This window comes from Nocardia sp. CDC160 (assembly GCF_035818795.1).
In the GTDB taxonomy this organism is placed as follows: domain Bacteria; phylum Actinomycetota; class Actinomycetes; order Mycobacteriales; family Mycobacteriaceae; genus Nocardia.
Genome location: NZ_JAYKYT010000004.1, coordinates 260840 through 283532, shown reverse-complemented (window position 1 = coordinate 283532; position 22693 = coordinate 260840). Strand labels below are relative to the sequence as shown.

At 68.3% G+C, this 22693-nt stretch carries 20 protein-coding genes; 10 read left to right on the top strand and 10 right to left on the bottom strand.

What is annotated here, in order from left to right; genetic code table 11:
* Positions 1-45 precede the first annotated feature (45 nt).
* Positions 46-1239 (top strand): lipase family protein, encoded by a 1194-nt coding sequence (locus tag VMT40_RS22665; protein WP_442790034.1) that lies wholly within the window; start codon positions 46-48, stop codon positions 1237-1239.
* Here the strand turns inward: VMT40_RS22665 and VMT40_RS22660 are convergent.
* Complete coding sequence (locus VMT40_RS22660; protein ID WP_326360629.1) at positions 1236-2975, bottom strand: PucR family transcriptional regulator; 1740 nt, start codon at positions 2973-2975, stop codon at positions 1236-1238. The two genes, VMT40_RS22665 and VMT40_RS22660, sit on opposite strands and share 4 nt — an antisense overlap.
* Before the next feature lie 154 nt (positions 2976-3129).
* On the opposite strand from VMT40_RS22660, the gene pruA reads away from it, so the two are divergent.
* Both pruA and VMT40_RS22650 read left to right on the top strand, forming a co-directional pair.
* The gene (gene pruA, locus VMT40_RS22655) at positions 3130-4788 is read left to right on the top strand and encodes an L-glutamate gamma-semialdehyde dehydrogenase (protein ID WP_326360627.1); all 1659 of its coding nucleotides are present in this window, start codon (positions 3130-3132) and stop codon (positions 4786-4788) included.
* Positions 4788-5747: a proline dehydrogenase family protein gene (locus VMT40_RS22650; RefSeq protein ID WP_326360626.1), complete on the top strand. Its 960-nt coding sequence runs from the start codon at positions 4788-4790 to the stop codon at positions 5745-5747. Before pruA ends, VMT40_RS22650 begins: the two co-directional genes overlap by 1 nt.
* Before the next feature lie 9 nt (positions 5748-5756).
* On the opposite strand, the gene hsaA is transcribed toward VMT40_RS22650, so the two are convergent.
* The gene (hsaA, locus tag VMT40_RS22645; RefSeq protein ID WP_326360625.1) at positions 5757-6953 is read right to left on the bottom strand and encodes a 3-hydroxy-9,10-secoandrosta-1,3,5(10)-triene-9,17-dione monooxygenase oxygenase subunit; all 1197 of its coding nucleotides are present in this window, start codon (positions 6951-6953) and stop codon (positions 5757-5759) included.
* Between the two features lie 291 nt (positions 6954-7244).
* Between hsaA and VMT40_RS22640 the strand changes: the two genes are divergently transcribed.
* Positions 7245-8672, top strand: a complete 1428-nt coding sequence (locus VMT40_RS22640; RefSeq protein ID WP_326360624.1) for an amino acid permease — start codon at positions 7245-7247, stop codon at positions 8670-8672.
* 60 nt (positions 8673-8732) lie between these two features.
* On the opposite strand, the gene VMT40_RS22635 is transcribed toward VMT40_RS22640, so the two are convergent.
* Both VMT40_RS22635 and VMT40_RS22630 read right to left on the bottom strand, forming a co-directional pair.
* The gene (locus tag VMT40_RS22635; RefSeq protein ID WP_326360623.1) at positions 8733-9395 is read right to left on the bottom strand and encodes an HAD-IA family hydrolase; all 663 of its coding nucleotides are present in this window, start codon (positions 9393-9395) and stop codon (positions 8733-8735) included.
* Between the two features lie 42 nt (positions 9396-9437).
* Positions 9438-10358, bottom strand: a complete 921-nt coding sequence (locus tag VMT40_RS22630; protein ID WP_326360622.1) for an EamA family transporter — start codon at positions 10356-10358, stop codon at positions 9438-9440.
* 333 nt (positions 10359-10691) lie between these two features.
* Here VMT40_RS22630 and VMT40_RS22625 point away from each other — a divergent pair, with 333 nt between their 5' ends.
* Entirely contained in the window at positions 10692-11615 is a 924-nt protein-coding gene (locus VMT40_RS22625) for an NADP-dependent oxidoreductase (protein ID WP_326360621.1), read from the top strand.
* Positions 11616-11691: 76 nt separating this feature from the next.
* Entirely contained in the window at positions 11692-12201 is a 510-nt protein-coding gene (locus VMT40_RS22620; RefSeq protein WP_326360620.1) for an Lrp/AsnC family transcriptional regulator, read from the top strand.
* Between the two features lie 15 nt (positions 12202-12216).
* Here the strand turns inward: VMT40_RS22620 and ald are convergent, their stop codons facing one another.
* The 3 genes from ald to VMT40_RS22605 form a co-directional block, all read right to left on the bottom strand.
* The gene (gene ald, locus VMT40_RS22615) at positions 12217-13323 is read right to left on the bottom strand and encodes an alanine dehydrogenase (RefSeq protein WP_326360619.1); all 1107 of its coding nucleotides are present in this window, start codon (positions 13321-13323) and stop codon (positions 12217-12219) included.
* A 187-nt stretch (positions 13324-13510) separates the two neighbouring features.
* Positions 13511-13822 (bottom strand): DUF3349 domain-containing protein, encoded by a 312-nt coding sequence (locus VMT40_RS22610; RefSeq protein ID WP_326360618.1) that lies wholly within the window; start codon positions 13820-13822, stop codon positions 13511-13513.
* Positions 13823-13850: 28 nt separating this feature from the next.
* The gene (locus VMT40_RS22605) at positions 13851-14123 is read right to left on the bottom strand and encodes a DUF3349 domain-containing protein (protein WP_326360616.1); all 273 of its coding nucleotides are present in this window, start codon (positions 14121-14123) and stop codon (positions 13851-13853) included.
* 121 nt (positions 14124-14244) lie between these two features.
* On the opposite strand from VMT40_RS22605, the gene VMT40_RS22600 reads away from it, so the two are divergent.
* Both VMT40_RS22600 and VMT40_RS22595 read left to right on the top strand, forming a co-directional pair.
* Positions 14245-15822 (top strand): transposase, encoded by a 1578-nt coding sequence (locus VMT40_RS22600; RefSeq protein ID WP_326360615.1) that lies wholly within the window; start codon positions 14245-14247, stop codon positions 15820-15822.
* A gap of 158 nt (positions 15823-15980) precedes the next feature.
* Positions 15981-17120, top strand: coding sequence for a hypothetical protein (locus VMT40_RS22595; protein WP_326360614.1), 1140 nt, complete (start codon positions 15981-15983; stop codon positions 17118-17120).
* A 25-nt stretch (positions 17121-17145) separates the two neighbouring features.
* Here VMT40_RS22595 and VMT40_RS22590 read toward each other — a convergent pair whose 3' ends face one another.
* Entirely contained in the window at positions 17146-18276 is a 1131-nt protein-coding gene (locus VMT40_RS22590; protein WP_326360612.1) for a glycosyltransferase, read from the bottom strand.
* A gap of 257 nt (positions 18277-18533) precedes the next feature.
* Between VMT40_RS22590 and VMT40_RS22585 the strand changes: the two genes are divergently transcribed.
* Together VMT40_RS22585 and VMT40_RS22580 are read left to right on the top strand one after the other, a co-directional pair.
* Entirely contained in the window at positions 18534-18755 is a 222-nt protein-coding gene (locus VMT40_RS22585) for a hypothetical protein (RefSeq protein ID WP_326360611.1), read from the top strand.
* A gap of 5 nt (positions 18756-18760) precedes the next feature.
* Entirely contained in the window at positions 18761-19984 is a 1224-nt protein-coding gene (locus VMT40_RS22580; RefSeq protein ID WP_326360610.1) for a hypothetical protein, read from the top strand.
* A 110-nt stretch (positions 19985-20094) separates the two neighbouring features.
* Here VMT40_RS22580 and VMT40_RS22575 read toward each other — a convergent pair whose 3' ends face one another.
* The gene (locus VMT40_RS22575; RefSeq protein ID WP_326360609.1) at positions 20095-20973 is read right to left on the bottom strand and encodes an NAD(P)-dependent oxidoreductase; all 879 of its coding nucleotides are present in this window, start codon (positions 20971-20973) and stop codon (positions 20095-20097) included.
* 102 nt (positions 20974-21075) lie between these two features.
* Positions 21076-22665, bottom strand: coding sequence for an FAD-dependent oxidoreductase (locus VMT40_RS22570; RefSeq protein WP_326360608.1), 1590 nt, complete (start codon positions 22663-22665; stop codon positions 21076-21078).
* Positions 22666-22693: the final 28 nt, after the last annotated feature.

Here is a 22693-nt window from a genome sequence, read left to right as displayed (position 1 = left end):
CTGTTGGCTACCCACCCCGGAGGTATTTATACCGTGCTATCCCGCGTGCGCCGTTTGATCGCGCTCGGTGCCCTACCCGTGCTGCTCGTGCTCGCCGCCGCACCCGTGGGCGCGTCGCCTGTGTATCCGATTCCGGATCCCGACCCTTTTTACGCGGCCCCGCCCGATATCGGATCCGCCGCGCCCGGCGAGGTGTTGGCGGTGCGCCCCATGCCGCCGCTGCCGTTGTTCCCGGGTGTTTCGGTGTCGCTGGTGAAGTTCCGTTCCACCAATTCCGCGGGCAATCCGATTGCCGCGACGACCACCGTGCTGCGCCCCGCCAATGCGATTCCGGGCGCGCCGCTGCTGTCGTATCAGCACATCATCAATGGCTTGGGCACCCAGTGCGCGGTCTCGCACGTGCTCTACACCCAGGACCCCAATCTCGCGGTGCGCGAGGCGCCGGTCCTCAATGGGCTGCTGTTGCGCGGCTGGTCGATCGCGCTGCCCGATCATCTCGGTCCGACCATCGCCTACGGCGCGGCACGGTTGGGCGGGCTGATCACCCTGGACGGGATTCGCGCGGTGCAGCGGGTGCGTGAGTTCGGTTTGCAAACGAGTCCGGTTGCGCTGCTGGGCTATTCGGGTGGCGGCATGGCGACCTCGTGGGCGGCGGCGTTGCAGCCGCAGTACGCGCCGGAGCTGCATCTGGTCGGGGCGGCCGAGGGTGGGGTGCCGATGAATCTGGTCAAGATGATCGAAGGGCTGGGCTACCAGCATCATCCGGTGTTCGGGCTGGCGTTGGCCGCGGCCATCGGGCTCGAGCGCGAGTACCCCGAGGAATTGCCGGTCAGCGACAATATGAATGCCGCGGGGATCGCGGCGCGCAATGCCATCGCCAACGGCTGCACCAATGACATTCTGGTCGCGGGCGCGGGCCACAGTGTGCTGGATTTCGCCGCCTCCACCTCGCTGGTGTCGGATCCGCGGGCGCGACGTGTGGTGGAGGACAACAGCATCGAGCTCTTCGACGGTGTGCCGAGCATCCCGATCTTCGAATGGCATGCCCCGCAGGACGCGCTGATTCCGGTGGACGCCATCGACAACACCATGCGCCACTATTGCGCGGCCAGGATCCCGGTGGAGTCCGAGTTGTTCCCCAGCCCGGACCATCTCACCACCGCCGTGCTGGGCGCGCCGACGGCCATCAACTGGATCGACGCCCGTTTCCGCGGTGAGCCCGCGCCCTCGAACTGCTAACCGCGCGACCGGTCGTCCCCGCGGCGATGCCGGGCCAGTTGCAATTCCAGCAGTAACCGGTCGGCCGGGTCGTCGAGGTCGATGCCGGTGATGTCCTGGGCGCGACGTAGCCGGTAGCGCAAGGTGTTCGGGTGGATGCTCAGGGCGGTGGCGGCGGCGCGGACGTCGCCGTGGTGGCGCAGATAGTGCTCGACGCTGGCTTCGAGTTGGGCGGCGTGGGTGCGGTCGTAGTCGAACAGGGCGTTCAGGCGTGGGTCGTGGAGTTCCGGGCGGGCGGCGAGCAGGTCGAGGATTTCGCCGAGCAGGACCGCCGTCCGGGACTCCGCGAGGGTGGTGACGCGGTCCTTGGGGAAGGTGGCCGCGGTGCTGTCGAGGACCCGGTCGACCTCGAGTCGGGCGCGGGCGACGTGGCCGAGATCGGGGACGGGCACGGCGATGGCGGCACGCAGGACCAGGCCGCTGGCCGATTCCAGTTGGTCGACCAGTTGCCGGGTCCAGGCGGTGACGGCGCGTGCGGATTGGTAGCGGGGGAGCAGGATGTAGGCGCGGTCGCCGAGCACGGTGGCCAGGGCGTCGCGGCGAAAGGCCCCGGCGCGCAGGCGCAGTGCGCTGCCCAGCACCTCACGGTCGCGGGCTCCGGGGGCCTCGCCGGTGAGGGCGAATCCGATGACCGCGGCCGGGCCGGTCACCGGTATGCCGAGCGCACCGGCGACCGAGGGCACGTCGACGCCGCCGCCGCGCGCACCGAAGAGCCGCTGGATCAGCAGCGCCTCGGTCGAGGGCGCGTCCAGGCTGCGGGAGATGATGCGGGCCGCGATGGCCGAGGCGCCCCGAAGCACTTCGGCCGCACCGGCTTTGAAGGGCCGCTCGCCCTCTTGCAGCCAGATCGCGCCCAGTACGGTGGCGGCGGGATCGTCGCCGGGCCGCCGAATGCCCACGGCCAGCCGGTGTTTGATGTCGAGTTCGTCGTGCGCGGGCAGGTCGATGACCTCGTCGGACTGCCGCAGCCGGTCGAAGACGCCCCACTGCTGCAGGATGCGCAGGTATTCGCGCGGGCCCTCGCGGCCCAGGATGGATTGAATCCGTAGGCGATCGGCGGCGTCATTGGACGCGGAGTAGGCCAGCACGTGCGACTGCGCGTCCTCGATGGTCACCATGCCGCCCGCGTGCTGGGCGATGATGTGCGCCAACCCGAACAGATCGGTGTCGGCGGCCAGCAGATCGCGCTCTTCCCCGTCGCGGGCACCCCGGGTGCGGTCGAGCATGCGACGAATCAGTGGGTACACGTGATCCCAGCGCGCCTGCGGATGCACCGCGACCACCGCGACTCCCGCCCGCTGCGCCGCGGCCCGCAGTCCGCTGGATTCGCCCGCCGTCTTGGACAGCACGACCCGCGGCCGTTGCGCCGCCGCTCGCGCGCCGACCGCCCGCAGCCAGGTCATGGCGTCGTGTTCGGAGACGCCGACGTGGAGATACATGTCCGACATCGGTGCGTGCGCGGCGATTTCGGCAGCCAGGTCATCGCTGTCGGCCAGTGCCACCGACCGTATGGTGACCTCGTCGCCCAGCGGCGCGTCGACCAATTCCACCAACGTCGCACCGAGCGCACCCAGCAGTTCCCGCAGGGCGACCCCGGGCCCATCGATCGCGCGACGCGGGTCGGTGCCGGATGCGGGCTCGGTTCGGGATGCGGCGGTGTGGGCCGAACGGTGATCGGCGGTGGTGTCTGGGGTCATGATGCTGACTCCGTGTCGGCCAAAGGGGTTCGGCCGACCGTACAACACTCTGCGGGTGTCTTTGGCCGATCGGCTCAATATCTGCGGGGGATTTCGGGGTTGACTCGGCGTCATCGCCCTTGTGGCTCGGGCCACATGTCGCCAGGAGGATGTCATGGACGCAGTCACGGTCACTCCGCCGCCGGTGAACGAACCGGTGGGGACTTTCGCGCCCGGTACCCCGGAGCGTGCGCGACTGCAGCGCAAGTTGAGTGAGCTCGCCGCCGCGTCGATCGAGATTCCGCATGTGATCGGCGGGAAGGAGCGGCGCAGTGCGGGGGAGGTCGTCGATGTGGTGCAGCCGCATCGGCATTCGGCGGTGTTGGGGACGATCACGGTCGCCGAGGCCGTGGACGCGGCCGACGCGATCGAGGCGGCCGCGGCGGCTGCGCCCGGGTGGCGGGCGTTGTCGTTCGATGAGCGGGCGGCGGTGTTCTTGCGGGCGGCGGATCTGTTGTCGGGGCCGTGGCGCGAGACGGTGGCGGCGGCGACCATGTTGGGGCAGTCCAAGACCGCGTATCAGGCCGAGATCGACGCCCCGTGCGAGCTGGTCGATTTCTGGCGGTTCAATGTGCATTTCGCGCGGGAGATCATGACGCAGCAGCCGATCTCGACGCCGGGGGTGTGGAATCGCGTGGAGTATCGGCCACTCGAGGGGTTCGTGTACGCGATCACGCCGTTCAACTTCACCGCCATCGCGGGCAATCTGCCGACCGCGCCCGCGTTGATGGGCAATACGGTGGTGTGGAAACCCTCACCCACGCAGGCGTTTTCGGCGTATTGGACGATGCGGTTGCTGGAGGCGGCGGGGCTGCCGCCGGGTGTGATCAATCTGGTGCACGGGCGCGGCCCGGAGGTGTCGGCGGTGGCGCTGGCCGATCGGCGGCTGGCCGGAATCCATTTCACCGGCTCGACGGGCACCTTTCAGCATTTGTGGCGGTCGGTGGCGGAGAATATCGCCGGGTACGACACCTATCCGCGGCTGGTCGGGGAGACCGGCGGCAAGGATTTCGTGCTCGCGCACAGTTCGGCGGATCCGGAGGTGTTGAGTACGGCCCTGATTCGCGGGGCGTTCGACTATCAGGGGCAGAAGTGTTCGGCGGCGTCGCGGGCGTTCATCCCGAAGTCGGTGTGGTCACGCATGTCGGGTGATTTCCTGGCCAAGGTGTCGGAGCTCAGCTACGGCGATGTCACCGATTTCACGAATTTCGGTGGGGCGGTGATCGATCGACGCGCCTTCGACCGCAATGTGGCCGCCCTCGAGCGAGCCAAGGCGACCCCGAGTCTGACCGTGCTCACCGGTGGGCGCGCCGAGGACAGCCAGGGCTGGTTCGTGGAGCCGACCGTGCTGCTGGGTGAGGATCCCGGCGACGAGGCGTTCCGCACCGAGTATTTCGGTCCGATCCTGGCCGTGCACGTCTACGACGATTCCACGCCGCGCGGCTTCGAGGACGTACTGGGCTTGGTCGACGGAGGTTCGGCCTACGCGCTGACCGGTGCGGTGATCGCCGACGATCGGGCCGCGGTCGCCCAAGCAACCGAGCGACTTCGCTTCGCGGCGGGCAACTTCTACATCAATGACAAGCCGACCGGCGCGGTCGTGGGCCAGCAGCCCTTCGGTGGCTCGCGGGCCTCGGGCACCAATGACAAGGCCGGGTCGGCGCTGAACCTGTTGCGGTGGACCTCGGCGCGCACCATCAAGGAGACCTTCGTGCCGCCCACCGATCACCGGTATCCGCATCAGGCGGTTGCGTCGGAAGCGGGGGAGCGCTGATGTTCACGACCACGCTGCGTCCGGCGCTGTTGGCGGCCTCGCGGTCGCCGCGCGTGGAGAAGACCGTCACCGGGATGGCCTCGACCCGGAAGGTGGTGCGGCGCTTCGTCGCCGGGGAGACCGAGGCGCAGGCGGGCGCGGCCACCGCGGCGCTGCGGGAGTCGGGGCGTTACGTCAGCATCGACTATCTGGGTGAGGACACCACCGATATCGAGCGGGCCCGCGCCACCGTCTCGCACTATCTGACGCTGTTGGACACGCTGAGCGAGCTGCCCGGATCCACGGAAGCTGTACGGCCCCTGGAGGTTTCGCTCAAGCTCTCGGCGCTGGGGCAGTCGCTGCCGCGCGACGGGCACGCCATCGCACTCGAGAACGCCCACAAGATCTGCACGGCCGCCGCGGCCGCGGGCGTGTGGGTGACCGTGGACGCCGAAGACCACACCACCACCGATTCCACCCTGGCCGTGGTGCGGGCGCTGCGGGCGGATTTCCCGTGGGTGGGCACGGTGTTGCAGGCGTATCTGCTGCGCACCGAGGGCGACTGCCGCGATCTGGCGGGTCCGGGCTCACGCATTCGCCTGTGCAAGGGCGCGTATCGCGAACCGGCCGGGGTGGCCTATCAGGATCGCGATGAGGTGGACGCCTCGTATCTGCGCTGCCTGGACATTCTCATGCGCGGGCAGGGCTATCCGATGGTGGCCACCCACGATCCGGTCATGCTCGAGGCCGCGGCCGGGTACATCCGGTCCGCGCGCCGCGAGCCCGACCGGTTCGAATTCCAGATGCTCTACGGCATTCGCGACGAGGAGCAGCGGCGGCTGGTCGCCACGGGCGCGCACCTGCGCACCTATGTGCCCTACGGCGATCAGTGGTACGGCTATTTCATGCGCCGACTGGCCGAGCGCCCGGCCAATCTCGCGTTCTTCCTGCGATCCTTCGGTCCGGGCGCGCGGCGGTAAAAGGTTGCGTCACACCATGATCAGGTCGGGGTCGAGGCCGAACTTGTGCTTGCCGTACATGTCGTAGACCTTCTCGGCCTCATGGGTGGCGTGCACGCGGGCGGCGTGCGCGTCGCGGAACAGGCGCTGCAGCGGCGTGCCCTTGGCCAGGGCCGCCGCACCGGCGGACTCCATGAAGACATCGATGGCCGCGACAGTGCGCTGGATGGTGCGGACCTGGTCGCGGCGCGCGTCCAGGCGGGTCTCGATCGACACCTCGTCCCCGGCGAGCAGGGTCGCGTACTCCTCGGCGATGTGGCCGAAGAGCTGGCGCCGGGAGGCGTCGATGTCGCTGCTCACCCGGCCCACCCGCTCGGTGATGTAGGGATCGTGTTTGGCCTGTTCACCGGCGAAGGCGGCCCGCCACCGCTCACGCTGGTATTCGATATAGATGTCGCGCGCGCCTTCGGCCATGCCGAGCACGGGGGTCGCCAGCGCCGTGGGCAGGATGGTGCCCCAGGGCATGCGGTAGACCGGCTCGGTGTTCACCCGCACGCCCGGCATGGTGCCGTCGTTCATGTCGTGGAAGCTCAGGAATCGGTGTTCGGGGACGAAAACGTCCTGCACCACAACGGTATTGGAGCCGGACCCGGCCAGACCGAAGGTGTCCCACACCCGGTCGATGGTGAACTCCGACTTGGGGATCAGGAAACTGCCGAACTGCGGCTTGCCCTCGACCATGATGGGTCCGCCGTCTTCGAGCACCGGTCCGCCCAGCAGCGCCCAGTCCGCGTGATCGCAGCCCGAGGAGTAGCGCCACGCGCCGCTGACCCGGAAGCCGCCCTCGACCTTCAGGCCCGCGCCCATCGGGGCGTAGGAGGAGCAGATCAGCGCCTCGCGGTGCTCGCCCCAGACCTCTTGCTGGGCTTGCTGTTCGAACAGCGCGAGGTGCCAGGGGTGGATGCCGAACACGCCCGCGATCCACCCGGTGGAGCCGCAGGCGCTCGAGATCCGCCGGATGGCGTCGAAGATGATCACCGGCTCGGCGGCGTATCCACCCCATTGGGTGGGCTGGGTGAGCTTGAACAGCCCGCTCGCCTGCAGGTCCGCGACGGTTTCGTCGGGCATGCGCCGCAGATCCTCGGTCTCCTGCGCGCGCTCGCGCAGCGTCGGCAACAACTTGTCGATCGCCTCGAGCACTTCGTGATCGAACACACCATGGGCCACGTGAACCGAACCCCCACCTTCACCATCGAAAAGAACACGTTTCGGTTTGAGGTTAGATCATCGACCCGTGCTGTGCCCGCCGAAACCACCGTGCCCCAGGGTTTTCCGGGCCGCCGCCCCGAGCGGCGCGCCGGGAGGGGCGGGCTTTGGCCGGTTGGACAACAGTTTTGAACTTTATTTAACCAATCGCCCGATCACAGCGTCGGGCATGGTCCGATTAGCTGAGCTAGCTCGAGTGTGACCTGCGTTACTCGCATCGGAGCGGGGCGCAGCGGAACGAAAGGATCCCGCATGTCCATTGCGGAGTTGCGCGGCCAGATCTTGCGCCGCAAGCCGATTACGGAGGTGGAGGACGAAGCACCACCCGATGAGCGGCTCTCGCGGCACCTCGGCCTGTGGCAGCTGACGGCCATCGGGGTCGGCGGCATCATCGGCGCGGGGATCTTCGCGCTGGCCGGATCGGTGGCCAACAAGACCACCGGGCCTTCGGTGCTCATTTCGTTCCTGATCGCCGGTGTGGCCAGTGCGTGCGCGGCGCTGTGCTACGCGGAATTCGCGGGCATGGTCCCCAAGGCCGGATCGGCCTACACCTACGGGTACGTCTCACTCGGTGAGTTGGCCGGGTGGTTCATCGGCTGGGATCTGCTGCTCGAGTATGTGGCGGTGGCGGCGGTGGTCGCCATCGGTGTGTCGGGCTATTTCAATTTCCTGTTGGATCAGATCGGAATCACCTTGCCGCACTGGATGCTCGGGGCCTCGGGCACCGGGGACGGGCATGTGGTGGACGTGTTCGCGATTCTGTTCTGTCTGGGCAGCGCGTGGGTGCTCTCGCGCGGGATCAAGAGCGTGGGGCGCTTCGAGACGGTCGCGGTGGGGATCAAGGTGGCGATCGTGCTGCTGATCATCGTGCTCGGCGTGTTCAAGATCGACAGCGCGAACTATCACCCGTACTTCCCGTTCGGCACCGGCGCGGTGTGGACGGGTGCGGCGACGGTGTTCTTCGCGGTGTTCGGCTACGACGCCATGAGCACCGCGGCCGAGGAGTCCACCGAGGCGAAAAGGCATCTGCCCAAGGCGATCATCTACTCGCTGGCCATCGCCATGGTGCTCTATGTGCTGGCGTGTCTGGTGCTGACCGGTATGCAGAAGTACACCGAGATCAGCCCGACCTCCGGGTTCTCCACCGCGTTCAAATCCGTGGGCATGGGCTCGGTCGCCAATATCATCGCCGTCGGCGCGATCGTCGGCATCATCACCGTGGTGCTCACCTTCATGCTGGGTGTGACCCGCGTGTGGTTCGCCATGAGCCGTGACGGTCTGCTGCCCGAGTGGTTCGCCAAGACGCATCCGACGCGCAAGGTGCCCACCCGGGTGACCTGGATCGTGGGCGTCGGGTCGGCGATCCTGGCCGGGCTGTTGAAGATCAATGTGGTTGCGGAGCTGACCAATATCGGCATTCTGATGGCCTTCATCGTGGTCAGCATCTCGGTGATCGTGCTGCGCTACACCCGCCCCGACGAGCCGCGGGAATTCCGGCTGCCGCTCATGCCGGTCGTGCCGGTGGTGGGCATCGGGTTCTCGATCTATCTGATCTGGTCGCTGCCGTGGGAGACCTGGGTGCGGTTCGCGGCCTGGCTGGTGCTGGGTCTGATCATCTATTTCGGCTACTCGCGGTTCCACTCGCGGCTGGCGCGCCCGACCGCGCTCGAAAAGGCCTGAGCCCCTTCAGACTCCGGGCGGCGTCCCGACGCCAGACGCCGCCCGGACCCTTCCCTGCTCTCAGGGCAGGATGTGAATGGCGATCGTGGCGTCGGGGGCGGATTCGACGCGCACGTGGGTGAGGTCGGCGACGTGGGCGGTGGGGGTGAAGGCGGCGGCGCGGGGGCCGACACCGACGACGCGCATGCCCGCGGCCTTGGCGGCGGCGATGCCCGCCTGCGAGTCCTCGAACACCAGGCAGTCCTGCGGTGAAAGTCCCAGTTCGGCAGCGCCTTTCAGGAAGCCTTCGGGATCGGGCTTGCTGACGGTGACCGATTCGGCGGTGACGAGAATGCTGGGCAGCGCCAGACCTGCTGCCGCCATGCGCCTTTCGGTGAGGGCGATGTTCGCCGAGGTCACCAGGGCGTGGGGCAGGTCGGCGACGGCGGCCATGAATTCGGGTGCGCCCGCGATCGGGACGACGCCCTCGACAATGCGGGTTTCCTCCTCGAGCATGCGGGCGTTGTCGGCGCGGTTGAGTTCTTCGGGGCGGTCGGGCAGGAAGTGGGCCATGGTGGCCCAGCCCTGCCGCCCGTGGGCCACGGCGAGGACATCTTCGAGGGGGACCTGATGCTCCTCGGCCCAGCGCTGCCAGAGGAACTCCACGACGGCTTCGGAATTCACGAGCGTGGAGTCCATGTCGAGCAGCAGACCGCGGGCGGTGAGCGTGGCGTCAACCGTCATCTACTGGTTATAACCACAACCCGCCCGCGGCGCAATGTGCGCTCAATCCCGCACGCGCGCGGGCCTGGTCAACAGGGCCAGGCCGAGGGCGAGCACGGCCATGCCCGACCACGACAGCAGCGGCAGGCGTTCCCCGACGACAGTGACACCGAGCAGGGCCGCGACCGCGGGTTCGGCCAGGGTCAGGGCGGTGGCCGTCTCGACGGTGGTGTGGCGCAGGCCGTAGCCGAACAGCCGGTAGGCCAGGAAGGTCGTGAACAGCGCCAGATGCAAGGCGACGGCCGCGCCACGCGGGGTGAGCAACCAGGCCGGGCCGCAGGCGAGCACGACCGGCAGGGCCAGCACCGAGGCGAGCCCGAACATGGTGCCCATGACCGAGTTCGAGGCGTGGCCGCGAGCGATGAGGGTGCCGCCGATCAGCGAGTAGACGGCGTAGGTGAGCCCGCCGCACAGGGCGAGTACGACACCGAGCGGGTCGATCGTGGTGCTCGCGGCACCCAATTGGGGACCGACTACCAGCACGGCGCAACCGATTACGGCCATGAGCGTGGCCAAACACCACCTCGTGGTGGGTGCGCCGCGCCCGGTGAGCCAGGCCAGCAGGCCCGCGAACACGGGTGCGCTGCCCAGGGCGATCACGGTGGCGACCGCGACACCGGTCCTGGCTACGGCCGGGTAGAAGGTGACCGGATATCCGGCCACGGCGAGTGCGCCCGCCAGCAGCAGCCAGCGTTCGGAAGCATTGGGCCGCAGGCGATTTCCGCGCCCGGTGCCATAGAGCAGCAGCCCGCCGAGGGCGAGACCGGCCGAGCCGATGGCGGCGGCCGAGGTCCCGGCGGGAGCCAGGGAGGCGGTGGTGCCGGTGCTGCCCCACAGGACCGAGGCGGCGAGGATGGGTGCGCTGCCGCGCCAGGCGGCGGTGTGCGGGCGCGCGACAGCGCGGGTGGAGGTGCGAGAGGACACGGTGGTGGACTCCGTCGTCGAATTCCGGATAGAGAGGGATTCGAAACGGGCGCACACGAAATCCGGCTGCCTCGAGGGTCAGCCGAGCACTGGGTGAAAGATCAGCCGGTGCGCCCGATCAGGCGGCTACCGGCGGCGGCGTGACCGCGTGCCAATGGATGTCCACGCGACGAGCCTACAAGACGGGTGCGACAGTCCGGGCGCGCAGGCCGATGGTCGAGCGAAACTCGTTTCGCAGGAGGCGAATTCGATATTGTCCGGCCTCGATGCGGCGTACCGTCCCCAGCAGGCATGTCGCCAGCACCGCGATCCGCCGACGAGAAGGAGCGGAGCATGAAGGCCATTCGCACGCATGAGCCGACCGCGGGCATCGGCGGGCTCGTCTATGAGGACGTCCCCGACGCCAAGGCCGGGCTGTGCGAGGTATTGATCAAGGTTGTCGCGTGCGGGATTACGCACACCGAGCTGGACTGGCCCATTTGGACCTGCCGGGCCGGGCACCGACGCGAGGCGATCATTCCCGGCAACGAGGTATCGGGGGTGGTCACGGCGCTGGGTTACGGGACCGCCGGATTCGCGGTCGGCGACGAGGTGTTCGGGCTGACCGATCAGTTGCGCGATGGCGCGGCCGCCGAATACGTCGCGGTGGAGGCGCGCAATCTGGCTCCCAAACCCCGGTCGCTGGACCATTTCCAGACCGCCGCCGTGCCGCGGGCGGGCCTGACCGCCTGGCAGGCGTTGTTCGACCACGGCAAGCTGGAGAAGGGGCAGACCGTCGTCGTCCACGGCGCGGGCGGGGCGGTCGGATCGGTGGCGGTGCAGCTGGCACGCTGGGCCGGGGCGGAGGTGATCGGCACCGGGCGCGAGCATTCCCGGGCGCTGGCAACCGAACTCGGGGCCGAGCGGTACATCGCCCTGGACAATGGCGGCCTCGACGAGATCGCCGGGCAGGCCGATCTGGTGGTGGATACCGTCGGCGGCGAGGTGCTCACCGCTTCCTCGGCGCTGCTGCGGCCCGGCGGCACCCTGATCACGATCAAGGCCGCGGCCGAATTCCCCACCGACCGTGACGACATCGCCACGATCGTGTTCGTGCAGCTGCCCAATCGCGATCAGCTCGTCGAGATCGCGCGACTCATCGACGACGGGCACGTGCGCCCGCAGGTCGGGGCGGTGTATCCACTCGCCGAAGCGGCGCAGGCCTTCACCGTGAAGGCCGCGGGCGGCGTCCCGGGCCGGATGATTCTGCGGCCGTGACGAATCGACCCCATGCGGGGTGAAGATTTAGCCGATCTCACCCCTGAGCATGAAGGATCTTCTGTACAGTTCGCTCATGAAGAAGGTTTCTTCAGCATCGAATGGGGCGGGTCCGTCCGGGCGGCCGGTGCCGCTGGACGCCATCGATCGATTGCTGCTCGATGAACTCGCGCGCGACGGGCGCATGACCAATAATGCGCTGGCCGCGGCGGCGGGTATCGCGCCCTCGACCTGTCTGGGGCGGGTGCGGGCGCTGGTGGAGCGCGGGGTGATCCGCGGTTTTCACGCCGATATCGATCCGGCGGCGCTGGGCCGGGATCTGCAGGCGATGATCGCGGTGCGGGTGCATGCGGCCGCGCGCAGCCATCTGGCCGAGTTCGGCGAGCAGATGGCCGCGCTGCCCGAGGTCGAGAACGTGTATTTCATTGCCGGAGCCGATGATTACCTCATTCACGTGGCGACCGCCGACTCCGGGGAGTTGCGGACCTTCGTGCTCGACAATCTCAGCGCGCACCCGGCCGTCGCGTCGACGGAGACCATTCTGATCTTCGATCACGTGCGGCCGGGGCATCACGGCGGTTCCTGAATCGGGCGGATCGCGTCAGGCGGCGAGCGGGTGGGCGGCGTAACCGTGCGCCGCCGCAACCGATTCCGAGAGCAGCTCGCCCTTGTGGGTGCTCAGTCCGGCGGCCAGGCCCGCGTCGGCGGCGACCGCGGCGCGCCAGCCCTGATCGGCCAGGGCGACCGCGTAGGGCAGGGTGGCGTTGGTCAGGGCCACGGTGGAGGTGTGGGGGACCGCGCCGGGCATGTTGGCCACGCAGTAGAAGATCGAGTCGTGCACCCGGTAGGTGGGTTCGGCGTGGGTGGTGGGGCGCGAGTCGGCGAAGCAGCCGCCCTGGTCGATGGCGATGTCGACCAGCACCGACCCCGACTTCATCTGGGCGACAAGCTCATTGGAGACCAGCGTGGGTGCCTTGGCGCCGGGCACCAGGACCGCGCCGATGACCAGGTCGGCCTCGCGGACCAGGTTCTCCACCTCGAGCCGGTTGGACATGACCGTGCGGACCTGACCGTGGTAGAGGTCGTCGATCTCGCGCAGGCGGGTGATGTTGAGGTCCAGGACGGTGACATCGGCGTGCATGCCGTGCGCGACGGCGATGGCATTGCGGCCGGACACGCCCGCACCGAGCACGACCACCTTGGCCGGGCGCACGCCCGGGACGCCGCCCATGAGCACGCCGCGGCCGCCGCCCTGGCGCATCAGGTGGTAGGCACCGGCCTGCGGGGCCAGGCGGCCCGCGACCTCGCTCATGGGCGCCAGCAGCGGCAGGGAACCGTCACGCGCGGTGACGGTTTCGTAGGCGATGGAGGTGATGCCCGAGGACAGCAGCGCGTCGGTGCATTCCTTCGAGGCGGCCAGGTGCAGGTAGGTGAACAGCACCTGATCGGCGCGCAGGCGCGAATATTCTTCGGCGATGGGCTCTTTGACCTTGAGCACCAGATCGGCGGTGCCCCACACCTCGTCGGCGTGGTCGAGCACCTGGGCACCGGCGAAGCGGTAGGCGTCGTCTTCGAAGGTGGAGCCGACGCCCGCGCCGGTTTCGACGTAGACCTCGTGGCCGCGGGCGACCAGTTCGTGGACACCGGCGGGGGTGCAGGCCACGCGGTATTCGTGGTTCTTCACCTCGCGGGGGATTCCGATCTTCATGCCACTCCTCGCTTGATTCGACTGGGTCGGTGGGATCGCCACTCGGGAGTGATTATGAATATTGTGCGAGATCATCACCAGAGCGCTGAAGATGATTCTTCAATGAGCGATTTTCGCTCCTTGATATGCGAAATTAGCGGATGCGAGGTGGGTCACACCGAAGCATCTTCGGCGGTGCGGGAGGGCCTCACTCCGAGGCTTGTGGCCAGCCCTCGTCGATCGGCCAGCCGCCCGCGCGCAGCTGTGCGCGCACCCGCTCGAGATCGCGTTCGCGCGGCATCTCGTCGGTGAGCTTGGTGATGAGGACCCCGACATCGGCGCGGTCGGCGGGCAGCGCGCCGAGCAGGATCAGCTCGGCGGCCACCTGTCGCACCTGGTCCTCGGTGAGCCGCTTGGCCAGCACCGCCAGCAGCGGCAGATAGTCGGTGTCGGGCACGCCCTGCGGATAGCCCGCGCGCAGCCACGCGACAATGCGCGCGAGCAGTTCGGAGAGGGCCATGCGATCGGACTTCCCTGCCGTGCGCGCTTCACGCCTCGGACGGGTGGCCCAAAGGCCAACCGGCGGCGGCCAATCGGGCCGCGACCCGATTCACGTCCTCCGCGCCGGGTTTCTCGTGGGCCAGTTTCGCGATCGCGGTCTCGATGGCGGCCCGGTCGAGCACGCCATCGGAGGCCAGCAATTGTTCGATCACCTCGTCGACTTCGCGATCGGTGAGCTTGCGGTGCAGCACCGCGAACAGCGCCACGTAGTCCTCACGCGGGACACCGTGTGGGTAGCCCGCGCGCAGCCAGGCCAGCACGGCGGCGAGGATCGAACGGTCGTCGAGAGTTCCTCCATCATTCGATCGGGTTCTTGTCGGTGGCCTCTGGTAGATCTCTGGGCATGCAGGCACGGTCGTACCCGTGATACGGGCATACCAGTTGGCAACCACCGCGAACGAGTCCAAGCTCGCGGCGGTCGTTGCCGTATTGCCCTGGTGGCAGCGCGGTCTGGTCCACGTTCAGCTGCTACAGGTGCGCGCCTTGCAGTCCGGACAGATGCGATTGGGCTGGTTGCCGACCACGGATCTGCCCGGTTATCTCTCGGCACGGCAATGGAAATCGGTGGTCAACCAGGTCAACGCTGCGCTTTCGTCATGGCGCGAGACTGCGAAAATCGGTATTCGTGAGATGATCCGCGACCTCGATATCGCCGACGAGCTGCGTTCAGATCTGTTCCGTATCAACGCTTTCACTGCATGGTGGTCGACGACCACTCTGCTGGTGGAACACGAGAACCCAGCAAAGCGGGTTGAGGTCAGCGCCGAGGCGCTGGCTGTATCACAGCGGTTGGTAGCCCGTTGGTTGTGGCGACACCCGTTTCCGGATTTGTCGCGTGTCCGCACGATGGCGATGGACGGCGCGATCGCGGTCGTCACCGACTCCCGAACAGCCCATGCCGACTACTGGGTGAGGGTGTCAACCTTGCGCAAGGGCGCGCCGGTACAGATCCCATTGCACCGCAACGATTATTTCGACGCTGCTCCCGGAACGATTCGAAACTTCTGTCAGATCCACATCACCGACAACGGTGACGCCCGATTCGAATTGGTTAAGAAGTCCGACCCCGCACCAAGGCGAACCGACGGGCACGATCTCGGTCTGGATTGGGGATTGTCGACCTTGTTCGCAACCTCCGACGGGCGCCTAATGGGCCGAGAGTTGTTGGTCTGGCTCAAAGCCCGCGATGCCGAGCTCGTAACACTGACCAAGGCATTGCAGTCCAACCGGCTCAAACCGAAGAATTCGGCCCGCTATCGCAGGCTCCAGTCCCGCATCCGAGGATACATCCGCAATGAAGTTGGCCGTATCCTCAACCAGCTCGCCGACGAGGATGTGAAATCCCTTGTTGTGGAACGTCTGCGGTTCAGCGGTGGTGGCCTGTCTCGGCAGATGAACCGGCTGGTCACCCGCGCTGGACGTGCTGCTGTCGCCGCGAAGCTCGCTTCACTCACCGAGACTCATGGAATCCTGGTAGTCGAGGTGAATCCTGCTTACACCTCCCAAACCTGCACCGGTTGCGGTTACGCCGACCGCCGCAACAGAACCACGCAGTCCCGGCACCGATGCCGATTCTGCAATAAACGTCTGCATGCCGACATCAGCGGAGCCCGCACGATCTTGCGACGTTCGCAGCAGCACCCGTGTGGCTGGCTCCGGCTCGGCAAACAGGCAGTCCTCGCTCGGATCGATCAGGTCTTTCACGCCCGCTGGGGTGTAGACCCGACCGACCTGCGCGAGCGATCTCCACGCGGACGCAGTACCGCTTTCCCCGACCCCCGCCGGGGATCAACCGTTGAGCGGATGAGCCATCGCGAAACGGATACTGTGGCTGATGAAATCCCGTTCAAATCGGAAACCCGGGGCCGTAGCCCCGGGGTAGACCGCTCCTTACATGACGGTCATGCCGCCGCAGCAGCCCGGCATCATCGCGCACATCCAGTCGCACAGCATCTGTAATGGGTTCATTCACTATCACCTCCTCGAGCGTGATTCGGAGTCGATGAGCCGGTGGCGTGTTCAGGAGGGCGACCGGTATCGGACGCCCTACGCCGACAGTGAAATGAACGGGCGGGGTGGGTGATTCGTGGCGAGAATGGGCGGGGCCGGTGCGGGACATGATCGTTGGAAGGCTGTGGGAGATGGACGAGGTGCTGCTCACGCCGCCGGATGCGGCGGAGGTGCGGTTCGTGGCGCGTGGCGTGGTGAGTGCGGTGGGTGGGGTCGAGGGGCTGACGCCGTTGCAGCAGTTGCTGATTCCGGCGCTGTTCTTGTCGATGACGGGGCATCCGGTGGAGTTGGCGGAGGTGTCGCCGATCGGGGCGGCGGAATTCGCGGCGGGGATGGCGCGGCGGAATCTGATCTTTCGGGAGCGGGTGCTGCAGATCGCGCTGTTGGCGGCGTTGGTGGTGCGGCCGCTGCCCGAGCAGGTCGCCGATCGGCTGCGCGAGTTCGCCGACGCGTTGGGTGTGGACGACGAGATGATCACCGTGGCGCGGTTGTATGCCGAGGGCGCGGTCGATTTGGCGGCGGTCGACTTCTCCCGCAACGGCTATCTGGGCAGTGTGGACGCGCTGCGGCTGGGTGCGCTGCACACCGAGGGCCTGGACAGCTCCTGGAGTGCGGTCACCGATGATCCGGCGTTGGCCGGACGCTGGGCCGAACTGTGGGATCTGCCGGTCGGCACGCTGGGGCGCGGGGTCGCCGACTTCTACCGCGACCGCGGCTTCGTCACCCCGGGCCTGCCCGGTTCCGCGCCGCCGCTGCTGGCCCAACACGATTGGGTGCATGTGCTCGCGGGCTACGGCACCACGCTCGAGAACGAGATCGAGGTCTTCGCGTTCATGGCCCGCGCCAATGACGATCCGCGCGCGTTCAGCCTGCTGGCCATGGTCATCTCACTGTTCGAGACCGGCTATCTGCGCGCGGGCGCGGGCCTGTTCGAGGCCGACGAGGGCCACCTGCGCACGCGCGGCATGGCGCAGCGTCTCGGCGACGCCATGCGACGCGGCGCGCTGACCCGGGGCAGCCACGACTTCCTGGACCTGGACTGGTTCGCCCTGGCCGATCGGCCGATCACCGTGGTGCGCACTGAGATCGGCCTCGTCCCGAAGGCCGACGCCGCGATCGCGGCGGGCTCGGCGGGCCCGTGGCAGCCCGGCGGCATTACGCCTTACCAGCTCAATTCGTCGAAGACCGCCGCCGAATCCGCGGGCCGCCCGTACATTCCGTGGCAGCCCGACCCGACCCGCGACTGAGGGGCGGTCGCACGGCGGGCCGGGATCAGGCCGAGCCGAGCAGGCTGAGCATGCCGGAAACGGCTGCGGACCAGGTGAATTGCTCGGCGCGGTGGCGGGCGGCCCGGCGGCGCTGGCCGAGGGGGCGGGCCAGGACGTCGGTGACGGCTTCGGCGAAGGCGCGGGGATGGTCGGCGGCGACCGCGCCCGCCTCGGCGGTGACGATGTCGGCCAGGGCCGAGGAGCGGCTGGCCACGACGGGGGTGCCCGCGGCGAGAGCCTCGAGGGCGGCCAGGCCGAAGGTTTCGTGCGGGCCGGGGGCCAGGGAGACGTCGGCGGTGGCCAGTAGGGTGGCCAAAGCCGGTCTGTCGCTGATGAATCCGGCGAAGTGGACGGTGGGTTGGCCGTCGGAGAGCGGGGGGATCAGGCGGGCCTGGCGTTCGAGGGCGTCGCGGCGCGGGCCGTCGCCCGCGACCACCAGGCGGGTGTCCAGGCCGCGGCGGCGCAGCGCGCTGACGGCGGCGATGCTGCGGTCGACGCGCTTTTCGACCGAGAGGCGGCCGCAGTGGACCAGCAGCGGATAGTCGGTCGCGCCGAGGTCGGTGCGCAGGCGCAGGTCGTGGCGGTCGGGGCGGAACATGTCCAGATCCACGCCGAGGGGCACCAATTCGACGTTCTCGACATCGATGCGCTGGAATTCCTCGCGCGCGAACTGGGTGGTGCACACGACGATGTCGTAGTTCTGGGCGGTGCGCCGGTTGGCGATATCGGCGGCGCGGCGCGCGATCGGGCCGGGCATGATCTGGCCCAGCAGCCGGTCCAGGCGTTCGTGGGAGATCATCACGCCCGCGATGTCGCGGCGGCGGGCCCAGCGGCCGAACCCGCGCAGCGTCAATCGATCCGACACCTCCAGCACATCCGGGCGCAATCCGGTCAGGGTGTCGGCGACCCGGCGCGGGTCGGCGGCCCGGTAGCCGCCGGTCCACGGAATCTCCGGTGCGGGCACCGTGATGCGCAGGACCCCGCTGGGCAGCACCTCCTCGGCCCGCCTGGTGCCCGGCACGATCAGCACCACCTCGTGCCCGGCGGCCACATAGCCCTCGCCCAGGTGGTGCAGCGCCGTGCGCAGCCCACCCGAGCGTGGACCGTAGAAATTCGCCAGCTGAACGATGCGCACGTGGCCGATCGTGCAGGGCAACGGGTTCCCTGCGGCACCCCCCGCCACAACGCCACATGAACACCCGCGAAAGAACCGGCGAACCCGGTGTGGTCGGCAACCCGCACCCGTCGAGGCGAACCTCCCATGCTGGCAGCCGCCCTCACTTGATGCGATTCTGGCCGTTGTTGTCTGGCGCGGTGCCAACGATCTTGGTAGAGATTGGTAGACGTACAAAAGGGGTGATCCGGGTCATTCCGGAGAATGGGGACGAATCAGTGGGTGCCAGAGCCGAATTGGAACGGGAATTGGGTGGGCCGTTGGCGGCGCTCGACCTGCTGAGCGAGGCCGAGACCGCCGATCTGCTGGGCATCTTCCAGCAGGCGCGGCGCACCGAGAACGCCGCCATGGTGGAGGCGGTCGACAAGACCGTCGGCGCGCTGCCGTGGCCGTTGCGGACCGCGGCCAAGAAGATCATGTTCGGCAACAAGCTCGGGTAGCGGCGATGAGCGATCTGGTGACCCGCGCGCAGATCACCCTGCTGTCGCGGACCTTGCACGTGCCCGAGGAGCGGCTGGCGCATCTCGAGAAGTTGGGTGCGGCGCACCTGCACGAACTGCAGGAAAGCATGGCGAAAGTGATGTTCGCCGAGCACAATGCGATCTTCTCGCGGCTGTCGCTGCTGGTGCCGATCATTCCGCTGTCGATCTCGCTGCCGCTGGTGCAGAAGATGGTGCCGCCGGTGATGGCCGGGCGCGCGGCGGGGGCGATCGGGGTGGATCATCCGAAGAAGGCCGCCGAGGCGGTCGGCATGCTCGAGCCGGGCTATGCCGCCGAGGCCGCGCCGTACATGGATCCGCACAGTGTCGGGCAGTTGGCCGATGTGGCGCCGCCGAAGCCGGTCATGGCGATCATCAACGAGTTGTTGCGGCGCGGGGACTACATCACCGCGGGGCCGTTTCTGGCCTATGCGACACCGGAATTGGTGCGTGCGGTCGAGGAGGACGTGCACGATGACGAGGGGCTGATCCGCTCGGCGTCGTACTCGTATTCCGGGGAGAACATCAGCGTCATCATCCGGCATCTGCTCGCCGGGGAAGGGCGGCGCATTCCGAAGCTGGTGCGCACGATTCTGCAGGGGTCCAAGGAGTTGCGGCTGGCGGCGCTGTCGGTGTTCGCGCGCTGCGACACCGATGTGGTGGTGGCCATCGGCGATATTCTCTTCGATCTGGGGTCGGCCGATGAGATCGCCGATCTGACCGAGACGTTCCTCGCGGCCGGGGCGGTGCCGGAGACGCTGCGCTTCGTCGGGCAGCTCAGCCCGGGCGCGTTGGATCTGTTGGCGGCCAATCCGATCCTGCGCGACCCCGAGGCCGTGGACGTGGTCGCCGCGGCGGTCGACGGCTGCGACGAGGCCGCGGTGTGGCGGGGTCTGTTGGCGTTGGGTGAGCGCACCGAGGTGGTGACCTCGCGTCGGATCGGCGGGGCGGTATCGCATTTCGATACCGCGACGCTGGCTCGGCTTCCGGAGGTGGCGGCCACCGCGCATCTGTGGCCGCCGCTGTTGAAGGTGCTTGCCACCGCCGAGCCCGATGCGCAGTCGCGGATCGGGGAAGTGTGGTCGGCGCTGCCGGTGCTCGAGCGCGCCGAGATCGGGCAGCGCATCGCCGATCTCGGGCTCGATGAGCAGTTGACGACATTGACCGCGACATTGCAGTCGACGCAATAACGCCGGGTGCACCGTGTGCGTGCACGTCGTGCAATACGCCTGTGGCCCCTCGCGATTCGACGATCGCGAGGGGCCACAGCGGCATTCGGAGCCGGTGTACCCGTGGCGGTTCAGCGCTGTCGCAGGGCCTCGGCGCTGCGTTCGAAGGCCGCCGCGCCATGGCCCTCGGCGACCTGGCGGTCGACCAATCCGGCGATGCCCGACAGTGGTTCGGCGCTGATTCCGGCATCGGCTGCGGCTTGGCGCAGGGCGTCCATGGCGGACTTGGTGAACACCAGGTCCTGGAAGACCTCGCTGGTGTAATCGCCGGTGTCGATGATGCGCGCGTAGCCGGGCAGCAGTTGGGCCATGGCCGTCATGTAAGCGGCCGCGCGCGCAGCGAATTCCGTGGCCGACACTCCGGCCGAACCGACCAGGGCCGCGCCCTGGAAGAAGCCGCCGAACATGGCATACATGTTGGTCAGCAGAGCGAAGTCGGTGAGCGCGGCCAGGCCCGCGTCGGTCCCGAAAAACTCGGCGCTGCCCCACAGTTCGAGAAGCGGTCGATGCCGGTCGAAGAGGGCTTGGGAGCCGCTGTAGAGAATGCTCGAGCCCTCGCCGCCGATCATGTGTGGGACCGCCATGATGCCGCCGTCGAGGAAATCGATGCCGTGCTCGGTGGCCCAGCGGGCCAGCTCCCGGGACTGTTCGGGGCTGGTGCTGGTCAGGTTGAGCAGCTGCTTGCCCGCCAGTTCGGACACGATCGGGTCGAGGGTCTCGTGCACCGAGGCGTGATCGAACAGCACCGTGATCACCAATTCACCGCCGCGCACCGCCTCGGCGACCGTGCCCGCCGAAACCGCCCCGGCCGCAACCAGTTCGGCGTCCTTGCCGGGCGTGCGATTCCACACCGTGGTCGCCACCCCGGCCTTGCGCAAGGTCTGCACCAACGCGCTACCCATCGCGCCGAGCCCGAGCACCGTCACCGGGCTGTGCTGAGTGTTCGTCATTGGGGGACAACTCCTTTATCGATCATCAGGCGAATGTTCTCGGCGCGCGCTGATGTCGAGATTGCCGGGTGCGCGATCACCCCACAAGTACGTACTTGCTGATCAGAGACTTACTTCGAGGTTTGCATCCAGCTGAGGCGGTTGGGCGGGGCCGAACCATTCGGTCAGCGCGGATTCGAGAGAGTGCGGGGTGGTGGAGGTCCAGGCGATGATGCCGTCGGGGCGGATCAGCAGGGACAGGGGGTCTCGGGGTTGGGCAGGTTTGGTGGTGACCACCTCGACTCGGTCCAACCAGGGTGCGGCGGTGGCACGCGTTTCGGGGGAGTCGGTGAGGTCGAGTAGGACGCCCTTGCCGGAGGCGAAGTGTTCGGCCAGGCGGGTGCCGTCGGCGAGTTCGAAATCCGGTGTCGCCGTGCCGACGAGGGGGTCGGTGCTGCCCAGGTCGTAGCGGTGTAGGACGCCCGCGAGGCGTTTGGCGATGAGGGTGGCGGCGTCGGGGGTGTCGAGCAGTTCGGTGACGACGGTGCGCAGGGCGCGGCTGCGGGGGTCGGTGCGCATGAGCGCGACCTGCGCGCGGGTCCAGTCCAGGACCCAGGCGCCGATGGGGTGGCGTTCGCGAGAGTAGGTGTCCAGCAACGACTCCGAGGACCGGCCGCGAATCACCGCGGCGAGTTTCCAGCCGAGGTTCACCGCATCGCCGATGCCGAGGTTGAGGCCCTGGCCGCCGAAGGGGGAGTGCACGTGGGCGGCGTCCCCGGCCAGCAGCACCCGGCCCTTGCGGTAGTCGGGGACCTGGCGGGTGTTGTCGGTGAAGCGGGTCGCCGAAATCACGTTGCTGATATGGACTTTCACGCCGGTGACGCGTTCGAAGCTGTCCTCGAGCTCGCGCGCGGTGACGGGGGTGAGCCGGTCGGCGGGCGGGCCGTCGAGTTCGACGGTCAGGATGCGGCCGGGGGTGGGGCCGTAGACGTAGATGCCGGTGGGGGTGGTGTTCCAGCCACGGGGCACGTTCTCCGCGCCGGTCATCTCCACCATGGCCTGGCGGCCGGTGATTTCCGGGTCCAGGCCCGGGAATTCGAAGCCCGCGAGTTTGCGCACGGTGCTGCGGCCGCCGTCGCAGCCGACCAGCCAGCTCGCGCGCACACGGTGCTCGCCGCAGTCGACGGTGACCCCGATGCCGTCGTCGTCGAAGCCGTGCACCTCGACCCCGCGGCGCACCGGCACCCCGAGTTCGGCGGCGCGGGCGGCCAGCATCGCCTCGAGCGCCTGCTGGTCGACGAAGCGGGACTCGGCGGCCGGGCCGAGATCGGCGAAGGCCGGGTCCTCAGTGTCGATGCGGTCCGCGTGGAGCATGATTCCCGCGAAATGCCCGCCCGCACGCGGGCGCGCCGGGGCGGCGGGAGCTGTAGGTTCCGCGGACGTGGCGGGCTCGGCGGGGGTCTTCGGCTGCGCGAAAAGCCCCATCATTCGCGCGATCGCCGCGTCGTGGGCCGCGCGCAACGCGGGCTCGAGGCCGCGCCGGTCCAGCGCCTGGGCGACGGGGGCGTTGATGCCACCCGCCTTGATGGTCATGTCCGGGGTAGTCAGTCGCTCGACGACGAGCACGTCCACGCCCGCCAGGCGCAGCTCGCACGCCAGCATCAGCCCGACCGGTCCGGCTCCGACCACCACCACATCTCGTGTCTCGTTCATGGCAACCACTGTGGCGGTGGCCGATTGC

What these genes read in the sequence shown, in the direction of transcription:
- VMT40_RS22620 (WP_326360620.1), top strand. Translation starts at nt 11,692, where the DNA reads ATGAAGAAGGTTTCTTCAGCATCGAATGGGGCGGGTCCGTCCGGGCGG.
- VMT40_RS22580 (WP_326360610.1), top strand. Translation starts at nt 18,761, where the DNA reads ATGAGCGATCTGGTGACCCGCGCGCAGATCACCCTGCTGTCGCGGACC.
- VMT40_RS22610 (WP_326360618.1), bottom strand. Translation starts at nt 13,822, where the DNA reads ATGGCCCTCTCCGAACTGCTCGCGCGCATTGTCGCGTGGCTGCGCGCG.
- VMT40_RS22635 (WP_326360623.1), bottom strand. Translation starts at nt 9,395, where the DNA reads ATGACGGTTGACGCCACGCTCACCGCCCGCGGTCTGCTGCTCGACATG.
- VMT40_RS22650 (WP_326360626.1), top strand. Translation starts at nt 4,788, where the DNA reads ATGTTCACGACCACGCTGCGTCCGGCGCTGTTGGCGGCCTCGCGGTCG.
- VMT40_RS22640 (WP_326360624.1), top strand. Translation starts at nt 7,245, where the DNA reads ATGTCCATTGCGGAGTTGCGCGGCCAGATCTTGCGCCGCAAGCCGATT.
- VMT40_RS22625 (WP_326360621.1), top strand. Translation starts at nt 10,692, where the DNA reads ATGAAGGCCATTCGCACGCATGAGCCGACCGCGGGCATCGGCGGGCTC.
- VMT40_RS22595 (WP_326360614.1), top strand. Translation starts at nt 15,981, where the DNA reads ATGATCGTTGGAAGGCTGTGGGAGATGGACGAGGTGCTGCTCACGCCG.
- ald (WP_326360619.1), bottom strand. Translation starts at nt 13,323, where the DNA reads ATGAAGATCGGAATCCCCCGCGAGGTGAAGAACCACGAATACCGCGTG.
- VMT40_RS22570 (WP_326360608.1), bottom strand. Translation starts at nt 22,665, where the DNA reads ATGAACGAGACACGAGATGTGGTGGTGGTCGGAGCCGGACCGGTCGGG.
- VMT40_RS22660 (WP_326360629.1), bottom strand. Translation starts at nt 2,975, where the DNA reads ATGACCCCAGACACCACCGCCGATCACCGTTCGGCCCACACCGCCGCA.
- pruA (WP_326360627.1), top strand. Translation starts at nt 3,130, where the DNA reads ATGGACGCAGTCACGGTCACTCCGCCGCCGGTGAACGAACCGGTGGGG.
- VMT40_RS22575 (WP_326360609.1), bottom strand. Translation starts at nt 20,973, where the DNA reads ATGACGAACACTCAGCACAGCCCGGTGACGGTGCTCGGGCTCGGCGCG.